We start from the raw sequence: 25,738 nt of genomic DNA on the forward strand, positions 1-25,738 counted from the left end.
CGGTGCTTTTGCGAAGGCCGAAGCCCTCACCCTAGCCCTCTCCCGGAGGGAGAGGGAACAACGCGGGAACCTCATGCTCATGCTCATGCTCATGCCTGCCTCTCCCGCTCGCGCAAGCGAAACCGCTGGATCTTCCCCGTCGCCGTCTTCGGCAGCTCCTGCACGAATTCCAGGAAGCGCGGGTACTTGTACGGCGCGAGCCTTTCCTTCACGAAGGCCTTCAGCTCTTCGTCGCCGACCGACTGGCCGTCCTTCAGCACGACAAAGGCCTTGGTCTTGGTCAGCCCGTCCGCGTCTTCCTTGCCGATCACCGCGGCCTCGAGCACCGCGGGGTGCTGCATCAGCGTGGCTTCCACCTCGAAGGGCGACACATAGATGCCGCTGACCTTGAGCATGTCGTCGCTGCGTCCGGCATAGGTGTAGTAGCCGTCGGCGTCGCGCGTGTACTTGTCGCCGCTCTTGGTCCAGCCGCCCTGGAAGGTCTCGCGCGACTTCTCGCGGTTGCACCAGTACATGAGCGCCGCGCTCGGGCCGCGGATGTAGAGGTCGCCCACTTCGCCATCGGGCACCGGGCGGCCGTCCTCGCCGCGCAGCTCGACCTCGTAGCCTTCCACCGGCCGGCCGGTGGTGCCGTAGCGCACGTCGCCGGGGCGGTTGGAGATGAAGATGTGCAGCATCTCGGTCGAGCCGATGCCGTCGATGATCTCGCAGCCGAAGTGCGCCTTGAAGCGCTGCGCGATCTCGCCGGGCAGTGCCTCGCCGGCGGAAGAACACATGCGCAAGGCCACGGCTTCGCGCGCCGGCAGCTTCGGCGAGGCGAGCATGCCCGCGAAGCCGGTGGGCGCGCCGAAGAACACGGTGGGTTTGTGCTCCACCCAGCGGCGGAAGGTGGCGTCGGGCGTGGGGCGCTCGGCCATCAGCACCACCGTGGCGCCGACCGACAGCGGAAAGGTCAGCGCATTGCCCAGCCCGTACGCGAAGTACATCTTGGCGGCCGAGAAGCACACGTCGTTCTCGGCCAGCCCGAGCACCGGCTTGCCGTAGAGCTCGGCCGTCCACCACAGGTTGGCATGCGTGTGGACCGTGCCTTTGGGCTTGCCGGTGGAGCCGGAGGAGTACAGCCAGAAGCCGGGGTCATCGGAAGCCGTGGCTGCGGGCGCTGCCATCGGCTGGGCGGCGGCGAGCGCGGCTTCGAATTCCTGCGCGCCTTCGTGCAGCGCGCCCGTTGGCTGCGAGACGACCAGCGTGTGCACTTCATGCGCGCCGAGCGCCATCGCCTCCTGCAGCGTGGGCAGCAGCGCGCCCGACACCAGCGCGGCCTGCGCGCGGCTGTGGTCGAGCATGTAGGCGTAGTCCGCGGGCGTGAGCAGCGTGTTGACGGCGACGGGGACCACGCCGGCATAGAGGCAGCCGAGAAAACTCACGGGCCAATCGCTGCTGTCGAGCATCAGCAGCAGCACGCGCTCTTCGCGCCGCACGCCGGCGGCCTTGAGCGCGGCGGCCAGGCGGCGTGCACGGTCCTCGAGCTGGCCGTAGGCGAGCGTGCCGCGGTCGTCGATGTAGGCCGTGCGATTGGCGCGGCCGCGGTTCAGCGCGAACAGGTGCTCGGCGAAATTGAATCGTTGGGGCAGGGTCATGTTGTCTCCTTCGGCCGGGTTTTTTTTCTAGAGGCCCAGTGCGGCCAGCACGCCGGGGCTCGCCTGCACCGCGCTGCGGCGATGGTAGAAGTCCAGCGCGCGCAGGCCGCCGAGCTCGGCGCCGCCGCCCGCGCGGCCCGGGCCGCCGTGCAGCGACATCGGCATCACGTTGCCGTGGCCGGTGTGGGCCTGCGCCACCTCGGGCGTGATCACGTGCACCCGGCCGTGGCTCGGCGCCACCGCGAGCGCGGCCTGCGCCAGCGCAGCGTCGTCGCTGCCATAGAGCGAAGTCACGAGCGAACCCTGGCCGCGATGCGCCAGCGCGATGCCGTGCGCCAGGTCGCGGTAGGGCAGCAGCGTGGCGACGGGCCCGAACACTTCCACGTCGTGCACGCGCTGCGCCGCATCGGCGTGGCGCGCACCCAGCAGCACGGGGCCGATGCAGGCGGCTACCGACGGTTCGGCATCGATCAGCGGCGTGTTGCGCCCGTCGTACAGCACGCCGGCCTGCGCAGAGAGCGCTTCCAGGCCCTCGCTCACTGCGTTCATCTGCGCCCGGCTCACGAGCGAACCCATGCGCACGCTCTCGTTGCGCGGATTGCCCACCGTCACACCTTTGAGCTTCGCGCCGATGGCCTGGGCCGCGGCGTCGTAGAGCTCGGCCGGCACCAGGATGCGGCGGATCGCGGTGCACTTCTGGCCCGACTTGACCGTCATCTCGCGCACCACTTCGCGCACCAGCAGGTTGAAGGCCTCGCTGCCGGCCGCGGCGCCGGGCAGCAGCAGGGCGCTGTTGAGGCTGTCGGCCTCGATGTTCACGCGCACCGAGCGTTCGGCCACGGCCGGGTGCGAGCGGATCACGGCGGCCGTCTCGGCCGAGCCGGTGAACGAGACCACGTCGAAGGGCTGCAGCGCATCCATCAGGCCCGCCGAGCTGCCGCAGACGACCGAGAGCGCGCCCGCGGGCAGCACGCCCGCGTCGACCACGTCCTTGACCATGCGCTGCGTGAGCCAGGCGGTGGCCGTGGCGGGCTTCACGATCACCGGCACGCCCGAGAGCAGCGCCGGCGCGGCCTTTTCCCACAGCCCCCATGACGGGAAGTTGAAGGCGTTGATGAACAGCGCCACGCCGTGCGTCGGCAGCTGCAGGTGCTGCGACTGGAACACCGGCTCCTTGCCGAGCTTCACGGCCTCGCCGTCGCGCAGCGCGCGCACGTCGCCGAGCGCATCGCCCCATTTCGCGTACTGGCCCAGCGTGAAGATCGCGCCGTCGATGTCGACGGCCGAGTCGTTCTTCACCGTGCCGGAGTTCGCGGTGGCGATCTCGTAGTAGGCATCGCGGTTCGCCTGCAGCACCTTCACGATGGCGCCGAGCAGCCCGGCGCGCTGGCGGTAGCTGAGGGCGCGCAGCGCGTGGCCGCCCTCATCGCGCGCAAAGGCAAAGGCGGCGGGCAGGTCCAGGCCGGTGGCGTCGACGCGCACGAGCTCGGTGCCCAGCACCGGGTCGAAGAGCGGCGTGCCGGCGCCCGATCCGCCTTGCCAGCGGCCGGCGACGTAGTTGGGGAGGAGTTCGGTCATGGGGTGAACTTGATCTGCCCTTCAGGCAGGAGATAGAGAACGAGGGCGCGGCCGTTCGCCACGGTCGGGCGGTGCGCGGTGCCGGGACCGTAGACGCACCAGCCCGCGGGCCGGCCGTCGAAGGTGGCGCCGGGGCTGCCTTCGATCGGCATGATCAGGTCGATCTCGCCGTTCGGATGCGTGTGGTGCGGCCCCGCGATGTCCTGCATGTCGACCACGTCGACCGAGAAGCGCTGCAGCGCGTCCTCCGCCTTGAACACGCGGCCGTAGCGGATGCCGCCGCCTTCGCGCTCGCACAGCCAGCCTTCGGCCACGCCGCCGATGCAGGCCTGGCGCAGCGCCTCGAAGCGCGCGCTGCCTGCGCCGTGCGTGGCGTTGAGCCACTGGTCGAGCTGTACGTCGAGCGGCCGGCCGGCAATTTCGGCGGCCAGGCCGGCGATCAACTGGTGAAATGCTTCCTTGCTGGACATGGGCGGGCTTCCTTTTTGGAGGCTGGCTGGCAGGGTGAATGGCGCAGCGAACTTTCGGACTACCTTGCAGGATTGGTGCGCGTGCAGTATCTTGCTTGTGGCCGAACAATAAGCATCGACTCCATGGGTGTCAAGCAATATAGTGCATCTATGGTGTTTACCCTGAGCGCGCACAATCCCGGCCAAGAACGAGGACATGCATGAACGAGCACGTAGACGCGGTGCTGGCCCCCGCGCCCGAAGAAGGCCAGCGCGCCGGCAACCCGGCGGCACCGGCCGGGGAGGCCAAGAATCCATTGCTGGCGGCATTGGGCGAGCGCGTGCGCAACCTGCGCGCACAGCGCGGCCTCACGCGCAAGGCGGTGGCCATTGCGGCCGACGTGTCGGAGCGGCACCTGGCCAATCTCGAATACGGCATCGGCAACGCGTCGATCCTGGTGCTGCAGCAGGTGGCCGGCGCGCTGCACTGCTCGCTGGCCGAGCTGGTCGGCGACGTGACCACCAGCTCGCCCGAGTGGCTGCTGATCCGCGAGCTGCTCGAGAACCGCAGCGAGGCCGACCTGCGCCGCGTGCGCGTGGCGGTGGGTGAGCTGCTGGGCACGGCCTCGGTCGATCCGGCGCGCCACCGCCGCATTGCGCTCGTGGGCCTGCGCGGCGCGGGCAAGTCGACGCTCGGGCAGATGCTGGCCGACGACCTCGACGTGCCCTTCGTGGAGCTGAGCCGCGATATCGAGAAGCTCGCGGGCTGCAGCGTGCGCGAGATCCACGACCTCTACGGCACCAACGCCTACCGCCGCTACGAGCGCCGCGCGCTCGAGGAAGCCATCCAGATCTACGGCGAGGTGGTCATTGCCACGCCGGGCGGCATCGTCTCGGACCCCGCCACCTTCAACGAGCTGCTCGCGCACTGCACCACCGTGTGGCTGCAGGCCGCGCCCGAGGAGCACATGGGCCGCGTGGCCGCGCAGGGCGACACCCGTCCGATGGCCGCCAGCAAGGAAGCCATGGAAGACCTGCGCCGCATCCTGAACGGCCGCGCCGCCTTCTATTCGAAGGCCGATCTCTCGGTGGACACCAGCGGCAAGACGCTGGCGCAGAGCTTCCAGGCGCTGCGCACCGTGGCCCGCCAGGCAATCGGCACCGGCGCCTGATCTGAAGTTTTGAAAAAAAGCGCTTCAGGCATTGACTTGCCTGTTCGCATGCATCATGATGCATGTCATCGACGCCAGAAGCTGCATTATTCTTCCGATTTTGCATCTGCCCCCACAGGAGACTTCCGTATGACCGAGACCACGACCCTTCAGGCGCCTCTGCGCGTCGACTACCGCATCGAACCCGCGCAATACAGGCACTGGAAGCTCAGCTTCGAAGGCCCGGTGGCGCGCCTGGTGCTCGACATCGCGGAAGACGGCGGCATCCGCCCCGGCTACAAGCTCAAGCTCAACAGCTACGACCTGGGCGTGGACATCGAACTGAACGACGCGCTCAACCGCGTGCGCTTCGAGCATCCCGAAGTGCGCAGCGTGATCGTCACCAGCGGCAAGGACCGCATCTTCTGCTCGGGCGCCAACATCTTCATGCTGGGCGTGTCGAGCCATGCCTGGAAGGTGAACTTCTGCAAGTTCACCAACGAGACGCGCAACGGCATCGAGGATTCGTCGAAGCATTCGGGCCTGAAGTTCATCGCGGCCGTGAACGGCGCCTGCGCCGGCGGCGGCTACGAGCTGGCGCTGGCCTGCGACGAGATCCTGCTGGTGGACGACCGCTCTTCCTCCGTCTCGCTGCCCGAGGTGCCGCTGCTCGGCGTGCTGCCCGGCACCGGCGGCCTGACCCGCGTGACCGACAAGCGCCATGTGCGCCATGACCTCGCCGACATCTTCTGCACCAGCGTCGAAGGCGTGCGCGGCCAGCGCGCGGTCGACTGGCGCCTGGTCGATGCCGTGGCCAAGCCCGCGCAGTTTGCCGCCGCCGTGCAGGAGCGCGCCGCGCAGCTGGCCGCCGCGAGCGACCGCCCGGCCAGCGGCAAGGGCGTGGCGCTGACCCGGCTCGAGCGCACCGACAGCGCCGACGGCATCGCCTATTCGAACGTCGACGTGAAGATCGACCGCAGCAAGCGCACCGCCACGATCACCGTCAAGGCACCCACCGGCACGCAGCCGGCCGACATTGCCGCCATCGAGGCTGCGGGCGCCGCCTGGTGGCCGCTGGCCGTGTGCCGCGAGCTCGACGACGCCATCCTCAACCTGCGCACCAACGAGCTCGACATCGGCACCTGGCTGCTCAAGACCGAAGGCGACGCGGCCGCCGTGCTCGCATCGGACGCCCTGATGCTCGCCCACAAGGACCACTGGCTGGTGCGCGAGACCATCGGCGCACTGCGCCGCACGCTGGCGCGGCTGGACGTGTCGTCGCGCAGCCTGTTCGCGCTGGTCGAAGCCGGCTCGTGCTTTGCCGGCACGCTGGCCGAGCTGGCCTTTGCGGCCGACCGCAGCTACATGCTCGCGCTGCCCGACGATGCCGCGCGCGCACCCAAGCTCGTGCTCAACGAATTCAACTTCGGCTTCTTCCCGATGGTGAACGACCAGAGCCGCCTGCAGCGCCGCTTCTACGAAGAAGCCGCGCCGCTGGACGCCGCCCGCGCCGCGGCCGGCAAGCCGCTTGATGCCGATGAAGCGCTGAAGCTCGGCCTCGTCACCGCCGCGCCCGACGACATCGACTGGGACGACGAGATCCGCATCGCCGTCGAGGAGCGCGCCGCCATGTCGCCCGATGCGCTCACCGGCCTCGAAGCCAACCTGCGCTTCGCGAGCCAGGAGAACATGGCCACCCGCATCTTCGGCCGGCTCACCGCCTGGCAGAACTGGATCTTCAACCGCCCCAACGCCGTCGGCGAAAAGGGCGCGCTCAAGGTCTACGGCACCGGCGAAAAAGCCGGCTTTGATCTGAACCGCGTCTGAAGAAGAACTCCCAGTCCGCACAACCCAAGGAACAGCGATGAGCACGATCAACTACAGCGAGAAGATCCCCAACAACGTCAACCTCGGCGAAGACCGCACGCTGCAGCGCGCGCTCGAAGGCTGGCAGCCCAACTTCATCAACTGGTGGGACGACGTCGGCCCCGAGGGCTCGACCAACCACGAGGTCTACCTGCGCACGGCCGTGAGCGTCGACCCGCAGGGCTGGGCCCAGTTCGGCCACGTGAGGATGCGCGACTACCGCTGGGGCATCTTCCTGAACCCGGGCGATGCCAACCGCGAGATCCACTTCGGCGACCACAAGGGCGAGAAAGCCTGGCAGGACGTGCCCGGCGAACACCGCGCCAACCTGCGCCGCATCATCGTGACGCAGGGCGACACCGAGCCCGCCTCGGTCGAGCAGCAGCGCCACCTGGGCCTCACGGCACCGTCGATGTACGACCTGCGCAACCTGTTCCAGATCAACGTGGAAGAGGGCCGCCACCTGTGGGCCATGGTCTACCTGCTGCACAAGCACTTCGGCCGCGACGGCCGCGAGGAAGCCGAGGCGCTCTTGCAGCGCACCTCGGGCGACCAGGACAACCCGCGCATCCTGGGTGCCTTCAACGAGAAGACGCCCGATTGGCTCGCGTTCTTCATGTTCACCTACTTCACCGACCGCGACGGCAAGTTCCAGCTGGCCGCGCTGGCCGAGAGCGCCTTCGATCCGCTCGCGCGCACCACCAAGTTCATGCTGACCGAGGAAGCGCACCACATGTTCGTGGGCGAGAGCGGCGTCTCGCGCGTGCTCGCGCGCACCGCGCAGGTCATGAACGAACTCAAGACCGACGACGCGCAGAAGGTGCGCGCGGCCGGCGCCATCGACCTGGGCACCATCCAGCGCTACCTGAACTTCCACTACAGCGTGACCATCGACCTGTTCGGCGCCGACCAGTCGAGCAACGCTGCCATCTTCTACAGCTCGGGCCTGAAGGGCCGCTACGAGGAAGGCAAGCGCGGCGACGACCACGTGCTCAAGGGCCAGACCTACAAGGTGCTCGAGGTGAAGGACGGCCAGCTCGTCGAAAAGGACGTGCCGATGCTCAACGCACTCAACGAAGTGCTGCGCGACGACTTCATCAAGGACTCGGTGGCCGGCGTCGGCCGCTGGAACAAGGTGCTCGAGAAGGCCGGCATCCCCACCCGCCTGACCGTGCCGCACAAGGCCTTCAACCGCCAGATCGGCGCGCTCGCCGGCATCAAGATGTCGCCCGAAGGCCGCGTGGTGAACGAGGTCGAATGGGCCGCCAAGCGCAACGAATGGCTGCCGAGCGCCGAAGACTTCGCTTTCGTGGCATCGTTGATGGGCCGCGTGGTTGAGCCGGGCAAGTTCGCAGGCTGGATCTCGCCGCCGGTGATGGGCATCAACCGCCAGCCGGTGGATTTCGAGTACGTGCGTTTCGGTTGATGGGTATTGGTATTGCTCCTTCCCCTCCCGGGGGAAGGCTGGGATGGGGGCCAGCAGCGCGACCACGACAAGCGCCGCAAGCTCCCACCCAACCCTCCCCCGAAAGGGGAGGGCTCTAGGAGAACAACATGGACATGGCCGTTGAAGCCGGGGTCATCAAGCAGCACCTGATCGACCCCGAGATCTGCATCCGCTGCAACACCTGCGAGGCCACCTGCCCCGTCAACGCGATCACGCACGACGACAACAACTACGTCGTGCGCGCCGATGTCTGCAATGGCTGCATGGCCTGCATCTCGCCGTGCCCCACGGGCTCGATCGACAACTGGCGCACCATGCCGCTGGTGCGCGCCTACACGATCGAGGAACAGCTCAGCTGGGAATCGCTGCCCGCGGAGCTCACGCCCGAGGAGCTCGAGGCCGCAGGCGTTTCCGCCGCCGATGCCGGCGATGAAGCCGCGCCGGCTGCCGCGCCCGCATCGAGCCAGACTGCCGTCGACGCCGTCGAGCCGGTCTTCAACTCGGCCCAGTACGGCGCCACCGTGCCGCCCTGGTCGGCCGCGCACGCCTACACCAACCTCTTTGCGCCGAAGTCGCCGACCACGGCCACCGTGGTGGGCAACTTCAACTGCACCGAGGCGGGCTTCGACAGCGAGACCCACCACATCGTGCTCGACTTCGGCGTGGTGCCGTTCCCGGTGCTCGAAGGCCAGTCGATCGGCATCGTGCCGCCGGGCGTCGATGCCATCGGCAAACGCCACCATGCGCGCCAGTACTCGGTGGCCAGCCCGCGCAACGGCGAGCGGCCCGGCTACAACAACGTGTCGCTCACCGTGAAGCGCGTGACCGAAGACCACCAGGGCGACCCGGTGCGCGGCGTGTGCTCCAACTACGTCTGCGACCTGAAGGTGGGCGACACGGTGCAGGTGGTGGGCCCGTTCGGTTCCTCGTTCCTGATGCCGAACCATCCCAAGTCGCACATCGTGATGATCTGCACCGGCACCGGCAGCGCGCCGATGCGCGCCATGACCGAATGGCGCCGGCGCCTGCGCAAGAGCGGCAAGTTCGAAGGCGGCAAGCTCATGCTGTTCTTCGGCGCGCGCACGCAGCAGGAGCTGCCGTACTTCGGGCCGCTGCAGTCGCTGCCCAAGGACTTCATCGACATCAACCTCGCGTTCTCGCGCACGCCGGGCCAACCCAGGCGCTACGTGCAGGACCTGATGCGCGAACGCGCCGCCGACCTGGCCGCGTTGCTGAAGGACGGCGCAAGCCACTTCTACGTGTGCGGGCTCAAGAGCATGGAAGAAGGCGTGGTGCTTGCCTTGCGCGACGTGGCGAAGGAAGCAGGGCTCGATTGGGACACCGTGGGCGCCGCACTGAAGCGCGAAGGCCGGCTGCACCTCGAAACCTATTAAGCTGCGGCGAATGAAGTTCGCCGACTTCCACCCCGGCCAGGTCATCGAGGCCGGGCCCTATGTCGTGTCCGAAGCGGAGCTCATCGGCTTCGCACAGGCCTACGACCCGCAGTGGTTCCACACCGACGCCGTCGCCGCGGCGGACAGCGCCTTCGGCGGGCTGATCGCGAGCGGCTGGCACACCTGCTCGATCGCGATGCGGCTCGTGGTCGATGCCGCGCTCAGGGGCTCGGAATCTTTTGCCTCTCCGGGGCTCGAGCATGTGCGCTGGCCCCATCCGGTGCGGCCCGGCGATGCCTTGCGGCTCGTGGCCGACGTCATCGAGGCGCGGCGCTCCGAGAAGCGGCCCACGCTCGGCATCCTGCGCTGGCGCTGGCGGCTCTTCAACCAGCGCGAGCTGATGGTGCTCGACGTGGAAGTGACGAGCCTGTTCAGGCTGGAAGCGAGTTAAGAAAAAAAAGCCCGCGGCGCAGGCGCACCGCGGGCTTCTTTCCCTGAGCGAAGTGCTTATTTCTTGACGTCGACCGCGCCGGATCCCTTGGCCTTGCCGCTGGCCTTGGCGCCCACGGCCGGTGCCTTCAGCGCGCCGCCGGCCGAGCCTGCGGCGCCGGTCACGCCGCCCACCGTGTCACCGACGACATTGGTCGCGCCGGTCACGTTGCCGGCCGCGCCGGTCGCGGCATTGGTGGCACCGCCCACGGCGCTGGTGGCACCGCCGACTGCGCTGGTGGCACCGCCGACTGCGTTGGTGGCACCGCCGACCACGCCGCCCAGGGTGTTGCCCAGCCCGCCTGCGGCCTTGCCGGGAACTTCGACCGGTTGCACGCCGGCATTCGTGGCGGCACTGCCGCCGGCACTTCCCTCGGTGCGTGCACCGGCGCCCGCGGCGCCTTGGCGTTGGGGCGCGGTCGCGCTGCCCGATGTGTTGACGTCGGCATTCACGCCCACGCCCACGCCCACGCTCTGTGCCTGTGCGAAGCCGCTCATGGCAAGAAGGCCTGCGAGCAAGGCGCCGACGAAAAGGGATTTGTGTTGTTGCTGCTTCATAGGTGACTTTTCCTTTCGTTGAATGGTCACTGAACCGGCTTTGGGCCAGTTCGGTCGCTACCGTGACCACCTCCGCACATGTCGCCGTGTGCGAGGTGGCCCCCGGCGCGTGTGGGACGCCTCCGTCGTCCGGAATGGGGGGTCGTGCGTTAGGCGGCGCGCCCCTCCCAGGGGGGAAGGCAACCGCAATGCCCGCAGGGTCAAATGCGGCCTCTCGAGTGCCTCCGATTTCACGCAACTCATAATGTTGCATGAAACGAGACAGCAAGCTTTCAGGTGTTCTCCACGCACTGCTGCACATGGCCGAGATGGAGGGGCCCGTCACCTCCGAATCGCTGGCCATGGCCATGCAGACCAATCCCGTCGTGGTGCGCCGGGTCATGGCGGGCCTGCGCGAGGCGGGCTTCGTGAGTTCGGCCAAGGGCCATGGCGGCGGCTGGGTGCTGTCGTGCCCGCTCGATGCGGTGACGCTCGGCGACATCCACCAGGCGGTGGGGTCTCCGGCGCTGCTGGCCATGGGCAACCGCACCGAGAGCCCAGGCTGCATCGTCGAGCAGGCCGTGAATGCGGCGCTCGACGGCGCCTGCCGCGAGGCCGAGGCCCTGCTGCTCGAGCGTTTCCACAGCATCACGCTGGCCGATCTTTCCAAGGACTTCCACCGCCGCATGACGGGCGGCGGCTTCACTCGCAAGGACATCGAACATGCACTATGACGCTCTGGTCGTGGGCGGCAGCTTTGCCGGCCTTTCCGCTGCCCTGCAGCTTGCGCGCGCGCGAAAAACCGTCTGCATCGTCGATGCGGGCGCACCGCGCAACCGCTTCGCCGCCGCTTCGCACGGCTTCTTCGGGCAGGACGGCACGCCGCCCTTGAAGATGATTGCCGATGCGCGCGCCAAGGTGCTCGCGTATCCGAATGCCAGCTTCGTCGAGGGCCGGGTCGCCGAGGCGCGGGCCGACGGCGCGGGCGGGTTCGCCCTTTCGCTCGAAGGCGGCGGCGCGCCGCTGTCGGCCAGCCGGATCGTGCTCGCCTTCGGCGTCGAGGACGGTTTTCCGCAGATCGAAGGCGTGCGCGAACGCTGGGGCCGAAGCGTGCTGCACTGCCCGTACTGCCACGGCTATGAAGTCAGCGGCCGGCGCCTGGGCATCCTGATCGAGCGGCCCCATGCGCCCGAGCATGCGATCCTGTTCGCCGAATGGGGATCGGCCACGCTGTTCCTCAACGGCAACAACGCGGTGGACGAGGAGACGCGCGCCAGGCTGCAGGCGCGCGGCGTGGCGATCGAGCCGGGCCGCATCGCGGCGCTCGAGGGGCCGTCGCCTACCGAGCTCTCGGGCGTCCGATTCGCGGACGGCCGGCGCGTGCCGCTCGATGCGATGTTCCTCGTGCCGCGCACGCGCCTCGCAAGCCCGCTTGCCGAGCAGCTCGGATGCGCGATCGACGAGGGCGGCTTCGGCCCGCTGATCCGCACCGACGCAATGAAGATGACCACGGTGCCCGGCGTGTTCGCGGCCGGGGATGCGGCCATGATGTTCCACAACGCCACGATGGCTTCGGCCGATGGCGTGATGGCCGGCATTTCGCTGCACCGTGCCTCGGTGTTCGGCCACTGAGCGAGGAGCCGAAGAAGGCCTGAAAAAACCAGGCTATAATCTGCGGCTCGAAATGCGGGAATAGCTCAGTTGGTAGAGCGCAACCTTGCCAAGGTTGAGGTCGAGAGTTCGAGACTCTTTTCCCGCTCCACATTTCATGCAAAAGGCCACCTCACCGGTGGCCTTTTCTTTTGGCGCGCCGGATGGATGCCTTCAGCCCTTGGCGGGCAGCACCGTCCCGCGGCTTTCGCCGAAGCCGATGCGCGCATGGCCCGGCTTCTCGCACCAGCCGCGCAGCAGCACTGCATCGCCGTCTTCCAGGAAGCCGCGCTGCTCGCCGTTGGCCAGCGTGACCGGGTCCTGCGCGGCGCGCGTCAGCTCGATGATCGCGCCGGCCTCGCCCGGCCCCGGTCCCGAGATGGTGCCGCTGCCGAACAGGTCGCCCGGGTTCAGGCTGCAGCCGCCCACCGTGTGGTGTGCCACCATCTGCGCCACGCTCCAGTACTGGTGCCTGAAGCTGGTGCGCGACAGGCGCGAAGGCCCGCTCCCCTCGCTGCGCGCCCTCTCGCTTTCGAGCCAGACCTCCAGCCGGATGTCGATCGCGCCACTTTCGCGGTTGCCGCGGCTTTCGAGGTAGGCCAGCGGCTGGGGCTCGCCAGCGGGCCGCGTCCAGGCCTGGCGATAGGGCGCGAGCGCTTCCATCGTCACGATCCACGGCGAGATGGTGGTCGCGAAATTCTTCGCAAGGAAGGGACCGAGTGGCGCCATCTCCCAGAACTGGATGTCGCGCGCCGACCAGTCGTTGAGCAGGCAGATGCCGAAGATGTGCTCTTCCGCGCGTTCGAGCGGAATCGGTTCGCCGGCCGCATTGCCTTCGCCGATCCAGATGCCAAGCTCGAGCTCATAGTCGAGCCGCGCGCAGGCGTGGAACGTGGGTGCCTTGGCGCCCGGCGCCATGGTCTGCCCCATCGGGCGGTGAAAGCGCTGGCCGCTGATGCCGATGGTCGACACGCGCCCGTGGTAGGCCGTCGGAATCCAGCGGAAGTTGGGCGTCACGTCGCCTTCGGGGTTCATCAGGCGGCTGATGTTCAGCGCATGGTCGATGGAGGTGTAGAAGTCGGTGTAGTCGCCGATGCGCGCGGGCAAGGTGTATTCGACCTCGGCCTGCGGCACCAGGCATTCGCGCACGAGCTTGGCCGTGGCGGCCGGTGCATCGTCGCGCAGCAAGGCGAACACCGCGTGGCGCAGCGCACGCCATGCGGTGCCGCCGAGCGCGAAGAAATCGTTGAGCGCTGGCAGCGCGGCAGCACGGGCCGCATCGAGCGCAAGTCCGTCGAGCAGCTGGCGCGCGGAGAGCGCGGCCATGTCGAGCACCTGGTCGCCAATGGCCACGCCGCCGCGGAACGGCTGCGGGCTGCCGGTGCGGCGGAACACCGCGTAGGGCAGGTTCTGGATCGGAAAGTCGGTGCCTTCCGTGTTGGCAGCGGCGACCCAGCTCCTGGCGTTGGCGTCGTGCGTGTGGTTGAGCGCGGCATTCATGGCCCTGGCCTCCCGCGTTTCAGGCCGACGCCATCAGCGCATCGTCGAAGATCGCCACCGCGCGCGTCCAGCCGGCCGACGCGCCGCGAATCTTGTGCGGAAAGCAGCTGATGAAAAAGCCCGTGGGCGGCAGCGCCTCGAGGTTGTGCAGCTTCTCGATGTGGCAGTAGCCGATGTCGCGGCCGGCCTTGTGGCCTTCCCAGATCAGCGAGGCGTCGTGCGTCTCGCCGTACTTCTTGGCGGTGTGCACGAAGGGCGCGTCCCAGCTCCAGGCGTCGGTGCCCGTGAGGCGCACGCCGCGCTCCAGCAGATACATGGTGGCCTCGTAGCCCATGCCGGCGCCGGCCGAGACGTAGTCGTTGTGGCCGTAGCGCGAGCCCGCGCGCGTGTTCACCACCACGATCTCCAGCGGGCTCAGCGTGTGGCCGATGCGCTTCAGTTCGGCCTCGACGTCATTCGCCGTGACCACATAGCCGTCGGCGAAGTGACGGAAGTCGAGCTTCACGCCGGGCTGGAAGCACCATTCGAGCGGCACCTCGTGGATCGCGATGGCGGGCTTCTTCTCGCCCAGCGCCTTGTCCATGGTCGAGTGGAAGTGATAGGGCGCATCGAGGTGCGTGCCGTTGTGCGTCGACAGCTGCACCAGCTCCACGGCCCACCCTTCGCCGTCGGGCAGGTCTTCTTTCTTGAGGCCTGGAAAGAAGGGCTCGATCTGCTCGTAGGTCTGCTCGTGCGTGAAGTACTGGATCTTCGGCGCGAAGGCCGGCGGATCGGACAGCACATCGTTCTCGAGAAAGATCGAAAGGTCGACGAATTTGCGTGGCATGGCGGGGCTCCTTGTGGAATGGGGGTGTGAGGGAGGGCGTCAGGGCTGCTGCCAGCGCAGCAGCCGCTTTTCTGCAAAGGCCAGCAGCGCATTGCTCGCGAAGCCGATCAGCCCGAGCAGCACGATGCCGGCGAACAGGTCGCTCGCGCGGAAGGCGCGCGCGGCCAGCAGAATGGCCTGCCCCAGGCCGCTTTGCGAGGCGATCATTTCGCCCACCACCGCGACGATCAGCGCAATGGTCAGCGCAAGCCGCATGCCGGCCAGGATGTCGGGCATGGCGTTGGGCAGGCCCATCTTCCAGACAAAGGCCGCGCGCGACATCTGCAGGCAGCGCGCCACTTCCGCGAGGCGCGGCTCCACGGCCGCGAAGCCGTGCACCGTGGCCAGCAGCACCGGCCACATCGCGCCGAAGGCCACCACGAACAGCACCATGCCGGGGTTCAGCCCGAAGATCGAGATCGCGAGCGGCAGCAGCGCGGAGGCGGGCAGCGGGCGAATGAATTCGAGCGTCGGCTGCACCCACGCGCGCACCGCGGGCGACACGCCGATGGCCGCGCCCAGCAGCACACCGAACAGCGACGCCAGCAGCCAGCCCTGCAGCATGCGGCCGACCGTGGCCTGCGTGAAGGCGAGCAGCTCGCCGTTGCTGTTCGGGCCGCGGAGGTTGAGGCCTTCGAGCAGGCTGGCGAAGGTGGCCTGCGGTGTCGGCAGGAACACGCGGCTCACCCAGCCCGCGTTGCTCGCCATCCACCACAGCGCAATCAATGCAAAGAGCACGGCGAGCGAGCCGAGCCGGTTCACCAAGATGCCAACGCGGCCGTTGCCGTTCATGGCAGCACCCCCATGCGCCGTGCGACCACGCGCTGCAGCAGCACCATGCCCGCATTGACCGCAAAGCCCACCACGCCGATCCAGCCCAGCCACGCGAGCATCAGCGCGGGATCGAAGCTCTGCTGCGCGATCATCATCGCGTAGCCCATGCCGTTGGGATTGGCCGCGATCTCCACCGTGACGGCCACCACCAGCGCCACCGCCACGCCGAGGCGCAGCGCCACGAACAGGCGCGCCGCGATGGCCGGCAGCACGATCTTGAAAGCACGCTCGCGCGCCGAGAGCCCCAGCACGCGGCTCACCTCGAGCAGCCGCGGTTCGATCTGCTGCACCGCCGACTGCACCAGCACCAGCAGCGGCCAGAAGGTGGCAAAGGCGACGATGGCCAGTTCCATGCGCACGCCGAAACCGAAGGTCAGCATCGCGAGCGGAATCAGCGCCACCGAGGGCACAGGCCGCAGCACCTCGATGGAGAGCGAGCCGAGCTGCGCCGCGCGGCGCGAGAGCCCGAGCACCAGGCCCAGCGCAATGCCCAGCACCGCGCCCAGCAGCAGGCCGAGCGCGGCCGTGCCGAGCGTGAAGCCCGTCGCCTGCCACAGCGAGCCATCGAGCGCCGCGCCCATGAAGGCCCGGGCCGCCGCGCTCGGCGGGGCGAGCGCATCGCTGCCCAAGGCGGCTGCGCGCCGCGCGTACCACTCGAAGGCGCCGACCAGCAGGGCCGGAAAGACCCAGGGCCGCAGCCAGCGCAGGAGGCGGCGTTCAGTCATGGCTTTGCTCGATGAAGGCGAAGAGTTCACGGCGCAGATGCAGGTATTCCGGATGCTCCTTGGTCGTGAGCTGGTCGCGCGGCCGTGGAATCTTCACGTCGATCATCCGCGCCAGGCTGGGCCGTCCCGGCCCGGGGTTGGCCTGCAGCGCGATCACGCGGTCGCCAAGGTAGATGGCCTCCTCGAGATCGTGCGTGACGAACAGCACCGTGAGCCCGTCGTCGCGCACCAGCCGCGCGAGTTCGTCCTGCAGGCTCTGGCGCGTGAGCGCATCGAGCGCGCCGAAGGGCTCGTCCATCATCATGAGTTCGGGCTTCTGCGCGAGGCAGCGGGCAATCTGCGCGCGCTGCTGCATGCCGCCCGAAAGCTGCACCGGAAACTTCTGCGCATGCTTCGCGAGGCCGACCTTGCCGAGCACCTCGGCAATGCGCGGCGCGCGCTCGGCCGCGGGCACGCCAGCCGCTTCGAGCGCGAGGCTCACGTTGCCTTCGACCGTGCGCCAGGGCAGCAGCGCGCGGCCGTAGTCCTGGAACACGAAGGCCACTTCGCGCGACGGCTCGCTCATCTTCACGCCCTTGCGCCGCACCTCGCCGGCGCTCGCGGCGACCAGGCCGCTGGCCGCGCGCAGAAGCGTGGTCTTGCCGCAGCCGCTCGGGCCCACGATGCAGACGAACTCGCCGCGCGCCACGTCGAACGAGGTGGGCGACAGGATCTCGCGTCCGCCGAGCCGGATCGCGACGCCGTCGAAGCGAAGGAAGTCGGCGGCCGTGCTCACTTGGCGATCAGCTTCGCAACGTCGATGGAGGTCTTGAGCATGTCCTGGTCCTTCATCAGGCCGACCCAGTAGCCCAGCTGCTTCTCGCTCACCGTGGCGCCGGGTGGCGAGATCTGGATCTTCGCGAGCACCTCGGGCGGCAGCTTGATGTACTTGCCGATGGCCGCGCGCACCTTGGCGTCGTTCCTGGGCTGCTGCATGAAGGCCGCGGCCTCGACCAGCGACTCGCGGAACGCGCGCGCGGCGCCCGGGTTCTTCGCCACCCATTCGCGCTTGGCCGCATGCACGATGGTCTGGTTGTTCTCGGGCAGGAAGGTGGAGTAGTACGAGGCCACGTAGCCCGCGCCGCTTTCGGTGATGCGGCTCATGAACGGATCGGCCGACACCACCGCGTCGACCGAGCCACCGCGCAGCAGGTCGGCATGCTGCGGGAACGAGGCCTCGACGAAGTTGACCTTGCGGTAGTCCACGCCGCTCTCCTTGAGCCAGGCACGGAAGGTCACGTGCAGGAACGCGCCGAGCCCCGGCACGCCGATCTTCTTGCCCACGCAGTCCTGCGGCCCTTTGATGCCCGAGCCCGCACGCGCCACCAGGCCGAAGCCCGTGATGGTCTTCGAGGTGAGGCCGCCGCCGGCCACCAGCACCAGGTCGAGTCCGCCGTCCACCGCCTGCAGGAACACCGAGGGCGTGGGCCCGCCGATCTGCAGCGAGTCGGACTGCAGCGCCGCGGGAATGGTGGAGTTGAGCGGAATGAACTTGAGCTCGACGTCGAGATTGCGCTTCTTGAAGTAGCCCTCTTCCGCGGCCACGAAGACCGAGGCGAAGTCGGACACGGCCGTGTAGCCGAACACGATCTTCGGGTTCGATTGCGCGCGCGAGGGCAGCGCCGCGGCGGCCGAGGCGGCGGCCAGCGCCGACAGCAGGGTGCGTCGTTTCATCATGTCTTCTGTCTCCTGGGGGTGGTTTTCTTCTGCGGGGCCTTGGGTCGCGGCAGCGCGGCGCGCAGCCCGCCGACGATGAAGTTCACCAGCATCGGTGCCACGGCCGGATCGCTGCGCCGGTTCTCGCCGCGCGAGAGCCGCTCGATGCGGCTGTCGTTCAGGTGGTGCAGCAGCGCCCCGAGCGAGAACTGGTAGCCCCAGGCGGCCTGCCCGCGCGTGGCATGCGGCAGCGCGACGTGCAGCGCGTCGATGTAGGCCTCGGCCAGCGGGTCGAAGTAGCCGCGCAGCACGCGGTCGGCTTCCTCGGTGGCGTGGTAGAGCTCGCGCGCCACCAGCAGCGCGTAGTACTCGCCCTCGGCGCTCGCGCGCAGCGCCAGCACCGGCCCGGTGAAGGCCTCGATGATGCGCGGCAGCGTGCGTGCGTCGTCAGGGTCGTTGTCCACGGCCTTGAGGCCCGCGAGCCGTTCCTCGATGCTGTGGCTCCAGTGCTCGAAGATCGCGTGGAAGAGCTCGTGCTTCGGGCCGAAGTAATAGCCCACCAGCGCCAGCGGCACGCCCGCTTCCTCGGCGATCTGGCGGATGGTGACCGCGTGGTAGCCGTGCTGCGCAAAAAGCTTTTCCGCCGCCAGCAGGATGGCGTGGCGCCGATCGGGCCGGGCCGCTTCGGCAGCGGCGGCCGGGGCGCGGTGGGCGCTTCGCCTGGCGGGCGGGGTGCGGGTGTTCATCGGGCGTATTGAACGTCTGTACAAAACTATTGAACACGCGTACAAACCCTGAGGTCAAACCCGGTTGAACGGCGCGGAATGCGGCATTAGGCTCGGTGCATGCCCGCTCCCAACATTCCCCAGATCCGCCTCTACCAGGACTGGCTGCGCGAGCAGCGCGGCCTGTCCTTCGACACCTACGACGCGCTGTGGCGCTGGTCCGTGACCGATCTCGACGCCTTCTGGCAGAGCATCTGGGACTACATGGGCATCGTGTCGCCCACGCCGCACACGGCGGTGCTGGCCGACGACCGCGTGCCCGGCGCCACGTGGTTTCCGGGCGCCGAGGTCAACTACGCGCGCGAGGTGCTGCGCCATGCCGATGCGGCGCATGCGGCCGGCCTGCCGGCCATCGTGAGCGACAACGAGCTGGGCGAAGTGCGCGAGATGCCGTGGCCCGAGCTGCGCCGGCAGGTGGCCTCGGTGGCGCTCACGCTCAAGTCGCTGGGTGTGCAGCGCGGCGACCGCGTGGCCGCCTACCTGCCCAATGTGCCCGAGACCATGGTGGCCTTTCTCGCGTGTTCGAGCATCGGCGCGGTGTGGAGCGTGTGCGCGCCCGACATGGGCACGGCCGCCGTGGTCGACCGTTTCCGCCAGATCGAGCCCAAGCTGCTGATCGCCGCCGACGGCGTGCACTACGGTGCCAAGCCCATCGACCGCAGCGCGGTGGTGCAGGAGCTGCGCGATGCGCTGCCCAGCGTGCAGAAGCTGCTGTTGCTGCGCACGCCCCATGCCGCGCAGCAGCTCGCCGCCGACGCCGACTGGCGTGCCGCCAGCGCGCGCCGCGACGCCGAGGTGGCGGCCTTCGAGCCCGAATGGCTGCCCTTCGACCACCCGATCTGGATCGTCTATTCGAGCGGCACCACCGGCCTGCCCAAGCCCATCGTGCACGGGCAGGGCGGCATCATCATGACGATGTACGCCTGCGGCCTGCACAACGACATCGGCGCGAGCTACGGCGCCAACAACTTCGACGAGCGCTTCCACTGGTACAGCTCGACCGGCTGGGTCATGTGGAACTGCCAGCTCGCGGGCCTGGCCTTCGGCGCGACCATCGTCATCTACGACGGCCATCCGGCCGGCAGCAAGGAGAAGCCCGACTGGGCCGTGCTGTGGCGCTTCGTCGCGAAGCACCGCATCACTTTCTTCGGTGCCGGCGCGGCCTACTTCACCAACTGCATGAAGGCCGGCGTGGTCGCGGCCGAGTGCGGCGACCTGTCGCGCGTGCGCGCGCTCGGCAGCACCGGCTCGCCGCTGTCGGAAGAGGTGCAGCGCTGGGGCACGGCGCAGCTGATGGCTGCGGGCGCGAGCAGCGTGTGGTGGTGCAACATTTCCGGTGGCACGGATTTTTGCGGCGCCTTCGTCGGCGGCAACCGCGAGCTGCCCGAAGTGCCCGGGCAGATGCAGTGCCGCCAGATCGGCCATGCGGTGGAAGCCTGGAACGAAGACGGCAAGCCCGTCATCGGCGAAGTGGGCGAGCTGGTCTGCACGCGGCCCATTCCGTCGATGCCGCTGTACTTCTGGGGCGACGAAGGCAACGCGCGCTACCTGTCGAGCTACTTCGACACCTACCCCGGCGTCTGGCGCCACGGCGACTGGATCAGGATCGGCGAGGACGGCGGCTGCATCATCTACGGCCGCAGCGACGCCACTATCAACCGCCAGGGCCTGCGCATGGGCACCAGCGAGATCTACAGCGCCGTCGAGGCGCTGCCCGAGGTGCTCGACTCCATGGTGGTCGACCTCGAATACCTGGGCCGCGAAAGCTACATGCCGCTGTTCGTGGTGCTGCGCCCCGGCGTCGCGCTCGACGATGCGATGCGCGGCAAGATCAACCACGCGATCAAGACCTCGCTCTCGCCGCGCTTCCTGCCCAACGACATCTTCCAGGTGGCCGAGATCCCGCGCACGCTCTCGGGCAAGAAGCAGGAGCTGCCGATCAAGAAGCTGCTGCTGGGCCAGCCGCTTCAGAAGGTGGTCAACCCCGAGGCCATGGCCAACCCCGGCTCGCTCGGCTGGTATGTGGAGTTTGCCGCGCGGCGCGCCGCGGCCTCTCAGGGCATCAGCAGTTCGTAGAGCACCATGCGCGTCTGGCGGCCGCGCAGCGCCACCCGCTCGTCGATGCGGCGCGTCTGCAGCCGGCCCTTCAGGCCCGCGCAGGTGACCTCCGAGATCAGCGTGTGCGTGCCCAGCTGCTTGTTGATGCCCTCGATGCGGCTCGCCACGTTGACCACGTCGCCCAGCGCCGTGTAGGACAGCCGGTCGTTGGAGCCCAGCACGCCCGCGATCGCCACGCCGGTGTGGATGCCCACGCGCGTGCGGAACTCGGGCAGCCCGTCGGCGCGCCACCTGCGGTTGAGCGCACTCGTCTCGATGTGCAGCTGCAGCGCGGCCAGGCAGGCGCGGTACTCCGCGTCCTTCAGGTCGGCGGGCGCGCCCCACAGCACCATGATGCCGTCGCCCATGAACTTGTCGACCACGCCGCCGTAGCGCGCCAGCACGCGCGTTGCCAGGTTGAAGTATTCGGTCAGCATGCGCACCAGCACATTGGCTTCCATCGATTCGGAGATCCGCGTGAAGCCCTCGATGTCGGTGAACATCACGGTCATGCGCCGCGGCGAGCCGCTGGGCGCCAGCGCCTGGCCCTCGGCCACGAGCTGGCTGATCACGTCCACCGGCACGAACTTGCTGAACGCCCTGAGGCTGCGCGCCGATTCGTCCAGCGCCCGGTCCAGGTTCTGGATCTCGAGCACGCGGCTCGGCTCGCGCGGCAGGTCGTCGAGCTCCAGCAGGCCGATGCGGCGCGCGATTTGCGCGAGCTTCTCGACCGGCGAGGTGACCAGCCTGGACAGCTGCAGCGACACGAACAGCGCGGCCGCGAGCAGCGCCAGGCCCAGCAGCAGCCACCACAGCACGGCGCGCCGCAGGGCGCCGAGCACGAAGTCCTCGGGCACCCAGCTCACCAGCTGCCAGCCGGCCGAAGGAATGCGCGAAGCCTGGGCCAGGTAGCCGCGCCCTTCGTGCTCGAACGAGAAGGCCGCGCCGCCCGCGCCGTCCGGCGTGCGGTTCTCCAGCATCTGGGCGTGCAGCGCGCCCAGCACGCCGGTGGGCGGCTCGGGCTGGCGCAGCACGCCGGGCTGGTCGCTGCGCGCGAGCACCTGGTCGCCGGCGTCCAGCAGGGCGCCGTCGCCGCGGCCGTCGCTTGCGAACAGCCGCACGAACTGCGAGAGCCGGTCCAGCGAGACATCGCCGCCCACCACCAGCAGCCGGGGGCCGCCTTCGGCCGCGCGGCGCTTGCTGGGCAAGGCATAGCTCACGCCCAGCTCCTGCATCGCGGCGAAGGCGTAGGGCGCGGTCCACACGGGCCTTTGCATCTGGCGCGCCTGCTGGTACCAGCGCTGCAGCCGCGGGTCGTAGCTGCTGCGGAAGGACTCGATGCGCTGCGTGGCGAAGCGCTGCTGCGCGTCGATCTCGGGCGCGGGCGGCAGCTTGTACTGCCAGGTCTCGATGGCGAGTTCGCCGGTGCCCGCGCCGCGCGCGATGCGCCGGATGGCCGGCACCGGGTAGCGCAGCGCCATCAGCATCTGGCCCGTGTCGTCGGCCACGTAGAGGCTGTCGAGCTCGGGCGCCTGCTGCAGCAGGGTCCACAGAAGCTCGGCCGTGCGCTGGGCATGCTCGCCCGCGGCGCCGAGGCTGGGCGCGCCGGCCAGCGCACCGACCGCCGACTCGGTCTTGGCGAGGACCGCGAGCATGTTGTCCTCGGTGCGGTAGTGGTTGGCCGCGTGCGCGGAGGCGCCGATCTTCGCCACCAACCGCTGCGAGCCCCAGTAGCCGAGCGTGGCCAGCAGCAGCGACTGCGTCAGCGCCACCGCGCTCACGATGGTGCTCACGTCGACCCTGAAGCGGCGCGAAAGCCGCGCCACGGCGGCGGAAAATTCAAAGAATGCGAGAGGCGGCTTTCCCGCCCCACCAGCAGACCCGGATGAGTTCTTCTTGTTCATACAGCTCCCTGTCGACCACTCGAACGCACCCGCGGCCGTCACGTCGGGCCGCGGATCGCATCCGGCCGCTCGCTGCTCCGATCGTTTGGTTGTCGGAAATCATGGCGAGCACCCGGGGTGCAGGGCGGATTTTGCGCGACTTCGGGCCGCGCGCGTCATGGCACGGTCGTGCGCAAGACGCGGGCTTGGCTAGCGCGCGTCGTGGAAGATGATTCCCAGCGTGTGCCGCCGCCCCGCGCGCACGCGGCTCACGCCGTGCCGCATGGTGACGCGGTAGCTGCCGCGCGTGCCCGCCACGGGCCGCTGGTTGACCGCGAAGACCACCGCCTCGCCCTGCGCGAGCGGCACCACCTCGGCGCGCGACTGCATGCGCGGGCGCTGCTCGGTGAGCACGAATTCGCCGCCCGTGAAGTCGTCGCCCGGCCGGCTCAGCAGCACCGTGAGCTGCATCGGAAACTGGAGGTCGCCGTACAGGTCCTGGTGCAGGCAGTTGTAGTCGCCTTCGACGTAGCGCAGCAGCAGCGGCGTGGGCCGCAGCTGGCCCGCCGCATGGCAGCGCGCGAGGTAGGCCGCGTGGTCCGCCGGGTAGTCGGCCGGCTGGCCCATCGCGGCGGCCCATGCGTTCGCGAGCGGCGCGAGGCGCTCGTAGAGCGCGCTGCGCCAGGCCGCGATCGAAGCGGGCAGCGGGTTGTCGAAGTACTGGTACTCGCCCTGGCCGAAGCCGTGGCGCTGCATCACCACGCGGCTGCGGAAATGGCCGGGCTCGTCATACAGCGCGGCCAGCGCGGCGCACTCCTTCGGGCTGAACAGCACGCCCGTGGTTGCGCAGCCGCGCGTGGCGAGGTCGGTTTCGATGCGGGGCCAGTCGAGGGCGCGGACGATGTGGGCAGGGGAGGTCGGCATGCCGAAAGTGTGCGGCCGCCGCGGGCGCGGCGCTCGCTGTTTCCGGACATGGGTTCCGGCCGCGGCGGTGCCGCAAGAAGACGTCAGAACGAGAGGGCCACGGGCGCGAGCTCGCCGATCTCCACGCGCACGGCAGTGCCCGCCGACGCGAACAGCATGCCGGTGCACGAACCGCTCGTGACGATCTGCCCGGCCTTGAGTCCGGCGCCGCGCGCGGCGCAATGGTTGGCCAGCCACACCAGCAGCGCGCCCGCGTCGGGGCTCGGATGCTCGCCCACGGTGTGCGCGACGGTCTGCCCGTCGAAGTGCAGCGCGGCCTCGGCGCGTTGCAGGTCGAACCAGGCCGGCGCGAAGGGCTGGCGCTGCCCCAGCACCAGCGCGCCATGGCTCAGCAGGTCGGCCAGCAGGGCGTTGGCATGGGCGCCGAACCAGTCGGCCAGCCGGGTCTCGACGACCTCGATCACCGGCAGCACCGATTCGACGGCGCCGGCCACATCGGCCAGCGTGTAGGGTGCGGCGCGCGGCGGCAGGTCGGCGCCCAGCTGGAAGCCGACCTCGGCCTCGATGCCGCGCAGCCGCCATGCCGGACCCTGCAGGCGCACGCCGCCGGGCAGCAGCCCCTCGGCCGGCAGCGGCGCGCAGGTGGGCTCCTGGCCGGGCGCGCGCGCGCCCACCTTCCAGCCGCCGACCGGGCCGATCGCCGCCAGCGTGGCGTCCTGGATGGCATAGGCCTCGGCGCGGCTGGCCGTCTGCAGCAGTGCCGAGGGCACGCGCCGGCCCTCGCGCCGCGCGAGGTGCAGCGCATGCGCGGCGCTGGCGGGCGCAAGGCCGCCGGCCGCCGCGCTCACAGGGCGGGAAAGCGCTGCCACGGATGGGCGCGTTCGAATTCGCGGGCCAGCGCCAGCAGCGCGTCGTCGCCGCCTTCGCGCGCGACCAGCTGCAGCCCCACCGGCAGGCCTTCGGCAAAGCCGCAGGGCAGCGCGATCGCGGGCAGGCCCACGGCGTTGACGAAGCCCGCGAACACCGCATGGCCGCGCGGGCCGACCTCGCGGCCGTCGATGCGCGGCGGATGCGTGTCGGCCGCGGGCCAGGGCAGCGCCGCGGTCGCGGGAGTCAGCAAAAAGTCGTGCTGCTCGAACAGGCCCGCGAGTTCGCTGCGCAGGCGCTCGGCCTCGAACAGCAGCTCGAACAGCTCGCGCGCCGAAGCGGCGCGGCCGGTCCCGGTGTTGGCCTGCATCGCGGGGCCGAACAGCGCGGGATCGAAGGGCCGCGGCGAGAGCTCTTGCGGATGGTCCACCAGCCAGGCCAGGCCCACCTGCGCGAGCAGCGGCCAGCGCTGGTTCACCGCCTCGGCCAGCTCGAAGCGCGGCAGCGTCGTGACCTCATGCCCGAGCGCGGCCAGGTTCCCGGCGGCGGCATCCACCAGCCGCGCGATGCGCGGGTCCACCGGGTGGTCCGCGAAGCGCGGCAGGTAGAGGATGCGCGCGGCCTTGGCTCCAGGCGGCGCATCGGCCGCCGTGCGCGGCGCGATCGCCCGCATGACCGCGGCCACGTCGTCCACGCAGCGCGCCATCGGCCCCACCACCTCGAAGTCCAGGAAGATCGGCGGCAGGCCATTGCCGCGCCGCACGCGGCCGCGCGAGGGCTTGAGCCCGACGAGGTTGGTGTGCGAGGCCGGCCGGCGGATGGAGCCGCCGCCATCGGTGCCCAGTGCGATCGGGCAGCCGCCCGCGGCCACCAGCGCCACCGCGCCGCCCGAGGAGCCGCCGGGCGTGAGCGCCGGGTTCCACGGATTGCCGGTGGGCCCGAAGACCGGGTTGGCGGTGTAGCCCTGCATCGTGAACTCGGGCACGTTGGTCTTGCCGAAGATCACCGCGCCGGCTTCGCGCAGCCGCGCCACCGGCAGCTCGTCGCGCTCGGCGACAAAGCCGGCCAGCGCGCGGCTGCCCCAGTGCGTGAGCAGGCCGCGCACCTGCAGGTTGTCCTTGATGGTGGCGGGCACGCCGTCGAGCGCGCCGAGCGCCCGGCCCGAGCGCCAGCGCGCGGTGCTTTGCGCCGCGGCCTCGGTCGCGCCCTCGGCATCGAGCACCACCAGCGCATTGAGCCGCGGGTTCACCTCGGCCGTGCGCGCCAGGCAGGCCGCGAGCGCCTGCTCCGGCGTGAAGGCGCCGGCGCCAAAGCCTTCGGCGAGCTGGGCCGCCGTGAGTTGCCAGAGTGCTTTCATCGTGCGCT

Annotated in this window: 22 protein-coding genes, 1 tRNA gene and 2 pseudogenes; 9 read left to right on the forward strand and 16 right to left on the reverse strand. The window is 69.5% G+C overall.

The features are described from left to right. Positions 1–89: 89 nt before the first annotated feature. From ACAM58_RS01075 to ACAM58_RS01085, 3 genes are read right to left on the reverse strand one after another with little or no spacing between them, the layout of a single operon-like run. On the reverse strand, positions 90–1,637 hold the full coding sequence (locus tag ACAM58_RS01075) for a benzoate-CoA ligase family protein (protein WP_307593156.1): 1,548 nt from the start codon (positions 1,635–1,637) through the stop codon (positions 90–92). Between the two features lie 27 nt (positions 1,638–1,664). Then, the gene (locus tag ACAM58_RS01080; RefSeq protein WP_307593155.1) at positions 1,665–3,215 is read right to left on the reverse strand and encodes a 3,4-dehydroadipyl-CoA semialdehyde dehydrogenase; all 1,551 of its coding nucleotides are present in this window, start codon (positions 3,213–3,215) and stop codon (positions 1,665–1,667) included. Continuing rightward, positions 3,212–3,685 carry a DUF4863 family protein gene (locus tag ACAM58_RS01085; RefSeq protein WP_307593154.1) on the reverse strand — a complete coding sequence of 158 codons (474 nt, stop codon included), beginning with the start codon at positions 3,683–3,685 and terminating at the stop codon, positions 3,212–3,214. The genes ACAM58_RS01080 and ACAM58_RS01085 overlap by 4 nt, the downstream gene beginning before the upstream one ends. Before the next feature lie 200 nt (positions 3,686–3,885). Here ACAM58_RS01085 and ACAM58_RS01090 point away from each other — a divergent pair, with 200 nt between their 5' ends. The 5 genes from ACAM58_RS01090 (at position 3,886) to ACAM58_RS01110 (ending at position 9,973) form a co-directional block, all read left to right on the forward strand. Beyond that, positions 3,886–4,836, forward strand: coding sequence for a helix-turn-helix transcriptional regulator (locus tag ACAM58_RS01090; RefSeq protein WP_012745257.1), 951 nt, complete (start codon positions 3,886–3,888; stop codon positions 4,834–4,836). 129 nt (positions 4,837–4,965) lie between these two features. Then, positions 4,966–6,642, forward strand: a complete 1,677-nt coding sequence (gene boxC, locus ACAM58_RS01095; protein ID WP_307593153.1) for a 2,3-epoxybenzoyl-CoA dihydrolase — start codon at positions 4,966–4,968, stop codon at positions 6,640–6,642. 37 nt (positions 6,643–6,679) lie between these two features. Then, entirely contained in the window at positions 6,680–8,107 is a 1,428-nt protein-coding gene (boxB, locus tag ACAM58_RS01100; protein ID WP_307593152.1) for a benzoyl-CoA 2,3-epoxidase subunit BoxB, read from the forward strand. A 128-nt stretch (positions 8,108–8,235) separates the two neighbouring features. Continuing rightward, positions 8,236–9,522, forward strand: coding sequence for a benzoyl-CoA 2,3-epoxidase subunit BoxA (boxA, locus tag ACAM58_RS01105; protein ID WP_369663904.1), 1,287 nt, complete (start codon positions 8,236–8,238; stop codon positions 9,520–9,522). A gap of 10 nt (positions 9,523–9,532) precedes the next feature. Next, the gene (locus tag ACAM58_RS01110) at positions 9,533–9,973 is read left to right on the forward strand and encodes a MaoC family dehydratase (protein ID WP_307593150.1); all 441 of its coding nucleotides are present in this window, start codon (positions 9,533–9,535) and stop codon (positions 9,971–9,973) included. A 56-nt stretch (positions 9,974–10,029) separates the two neighbouring features. Here ACAM58_RS01110 and ACAM58_RS01115 read toward each other — a convergent pair whose 3' ends face one another. Then, the gene (locus ACAM58_RS01115) at positions 10,030–10,569 is read right to left on the reverse strand and encodes an adhesin (RefSeq protein ID WP_307593149.1); all 540 of its coding nucleotides are present in this window, start codon (positions 10,567–10,569) and stop codon (positions 10,030–10,032) included. Between the two features lie 251 nt (positions 10,570–10,820). On the opposite strand from ACAM58_RS01115, the pseudogene ACAM58_RS01120 reads away from it, so the two are divergent. Continuing rightward, positions 10,821–11,207: pseudogene (locus tag ACAM58_RS01120) on the forward strand (Rrf2 family transcriptional regulator); the annotation flags it as partial. Here ACAM58_RS01120 and ACAM58_RS01125 read toward each other — a convergent pair. Continuing rightward, positions 11,205–11,273: pseudogene (locus ACAM58_RS01125) on the reverse strand (hypothetical protein); the annotation flags it as partial. The pseudogenes ACAM58_RS01120 and ACAM58_RS01125 sit on opposite strands and share 3 nt — an antisense overlap. Between ACAM58_RS01125 and ACAM58_RS01130 the strand changes: the two are divergent. Together ACAM58_RS01130 and ACAM58_RS01135 are read left to right on the forward strand one after the other, a co-directional pair. Further along, positions 11,272–12,180, forward strand: coding sequence for an NAD(P)/FAD-dependent oxidoreductase (locus ACAM58_RS01130; protein ID WP_369663905.1), 909 nt, complete (start codon positions 11,272–11,274; stop codon positions 12,178–12,180). The pseudogene ACAM58_RS01125 and the gene ACAM58_RS01130 overlap by 2 nt on opposite strands. 54 nt (positions 12,181–12,234) lie before the next feature. Continuing rightward, positions 12,235–12,310: transfer RNA gene (locus ACAM58_RS01135), tRNA-Gly, on the forward strand. 62 nt (positions 12,311–12,372) lie between these two features. Here the strand turns inward: ACAM58_RS01135 and fahA are convergent. Genes fahA through ACAM58_RS01170 form a run of 7 tightly spaced genes read right to left on the reverse strand, consistent with a single transcriptional unit; the run spans position 12,373 to position 18,563 of the window. Next, positions 12,373–13,698, reverse strand: a complete 1,326-nt coding sequence (gene fahA, locus ACAM58_RS01140; protein WP_369663906.1) for a fumarylacetoacetase — start codon at positions 13,696–13,698, stop codon at positions 12,373–12,375. A 19-nt stretch (positions 13,699–13,717) separates the two neighbouring features. Beyond that, positions 13,718–14,524: a cyclase family protein gene (locus ACAM58_RS01145; RefSeq protein ID WP_018903343.1), complete on the reverse strand. Its 807-nt coding sequence runs from the start codon at positions 14,522–14,524 to the stop codon at positions 13,718–13,720. 39 nt (positions 14,525–14,563) lie between these two features. After that, on the reverse strand, positions 14,564–15,355 hold the full coding sequence (locus ACAM58_RS01150) for an ABC transporter permease (protein WP_307593145.1): 792 nt from the start codon (positions 15,353–15,355) through the stop codon (positions 14,564–14,566). Continuing rightward, complete coding sequence (locus ACAM58_RS01155) at positions 15,352–16,122, reverse strand: ABC transporter permease (protein ID WP_018903341.1); 771 nt, start codon at positions 16,120–16,122, stop codon at positions 15,352–15,354. The genes ACAM58_RS01150 and ACAM58_RS01155 overlap by 4 nt, the downstream gene beginning before the upstream one ends. Continuing rightward, positions 16,115–16,897 (reverse strand): ABC transporter ATP-binding protein, encoded by a 783-nt coding sequence (locus ACAM58_RS01160; RefSeq protein WP_307593144.1) that lies wholly within the window; start codon positions 16,895–16,897, stop codon positions 16,115–16,117. The genes ACAM58_RS01155 and ACAM58_RS01160 overlap by 8 nt, the downstream gene beginning before the upstream one ends. Beyond that, the gene (locus ACAM58_RS01165; RefSeq protein ID WP_307593143.1) at positions 16,894–17,838 is read right to left on the reverse strand and encodes an ABC transporter substrate-binding protein; all 945 of its coding nucleotides are present in this window, start codon (positions 17,836–17,838) and stop codon (positions 16,894–16,896) included. The genes ACAM58_RS01160 and ACAM58_RS01165 overlap by 4 nt, the downstream gene beginning before the upstream one ends. After that, positions 17,835–18,563: a TetR/AcrR family transcriptional regulator gene (locus ACAM58_RS01170; RefSeq protein WP_012745271.1), complete on the reverse strand. Its 729-nt coding sequence runs from the start codon at positions 18,561–18,563 to the stop codon at positions 17,835–17,837. Before ACAM58_RS01170 ends, ACAM58_RS01165 begins: the two co-directional genes overlap by 4 nt. Before the next feature lie 99 nt (positions 18,564–18,662). Between ACAM58_RS01170 and ACAM58_RS01175 the strand changes: the two genes are divergently transcribed. Further along, positions 18,663–20,678, forward strand: a complete 2,016-nt coding sequence (locus ACAM58_RS01175) for an acetoacetate--CoA ligase (protein ID WP_369663907.1) — start codon at positions 18,663–18,665, stop codon at positions 20,676–20,678. Here ACAM58_RS01175 and ACAM58_RS01180 read toward each other — a convergent pair. From ACAM58_RS01180 to ACAM58_RS01195, 4 genes are all read right to left on the reverse strand, one after another. Next, positions 20,657–22,603 carry an adenylate/guanylate cyclase domain-containing protein gene (locus tag ACAM58_RS01180; RefSeq protein ID WP_307593140.1) on the reverse strand — a complete coding sequence of 649 codons (1,947 nt, stop codon included), beginning with the start codon at positions 22,601–22,603 and terminating at the stop codon, positions 20,657–20,659. The two genes, ACAM58_RS01175 and ACAM58_RS01180, sit on opposite strands and share 22 nt — an antisense overlap. 189 nt (positions 22,604–22,792) lie before the next feature. Then, on the reverse strand, positions 22,793–23,506 hold the full coding sequence (locus ACAM58_RS01185) for a 2OG-Fe(II) oxygenase (RefSeq protein ID WP_369663908.1): 714 nt from the start codon (positions 23,504–23,506) through the stop codon (positions 22,793–22,795). A gap of 83 nt (positions 23,507–23,589) precedes the next feature. Next, positions 23,590–24,375, reverse strand: coding sequence for a 2-keto-4-pentenoate hydratase (locus ACAM58_RS01190; RefSeq protein ID WP_244883452.1), 786 nt, complete (start codon positions 24,373–24,375; stop codon positions 23,590–23,592). Then, a complete protein-coding gene (locus tag ACAM58_RS01195; RefSeq protein WP_369663909.1) occupies positions 24,351–25,730 on the reverse strand; it encodes an amidase in 1,380 nt (459 codons plus the stop codon). The genes ACAM58_RS01190 and ACAM58_RS01195 overlap by 25 nt, the downstream gene beginning before the upstream one ends. Positions 25,731–25,738: the final 8 nt, after the last annotated feature.

It is taken from the genome of Variovorax sp. V116, from assembly GCF_041154435.1.
Taxonomy (GTDB): domain Bacteria; phylum Pseudomonadota; class Gammaproteobacteria; order Burkholderiales; family Burkholderiaceae_C; genus Variovorax; species Variovorax paradoxus.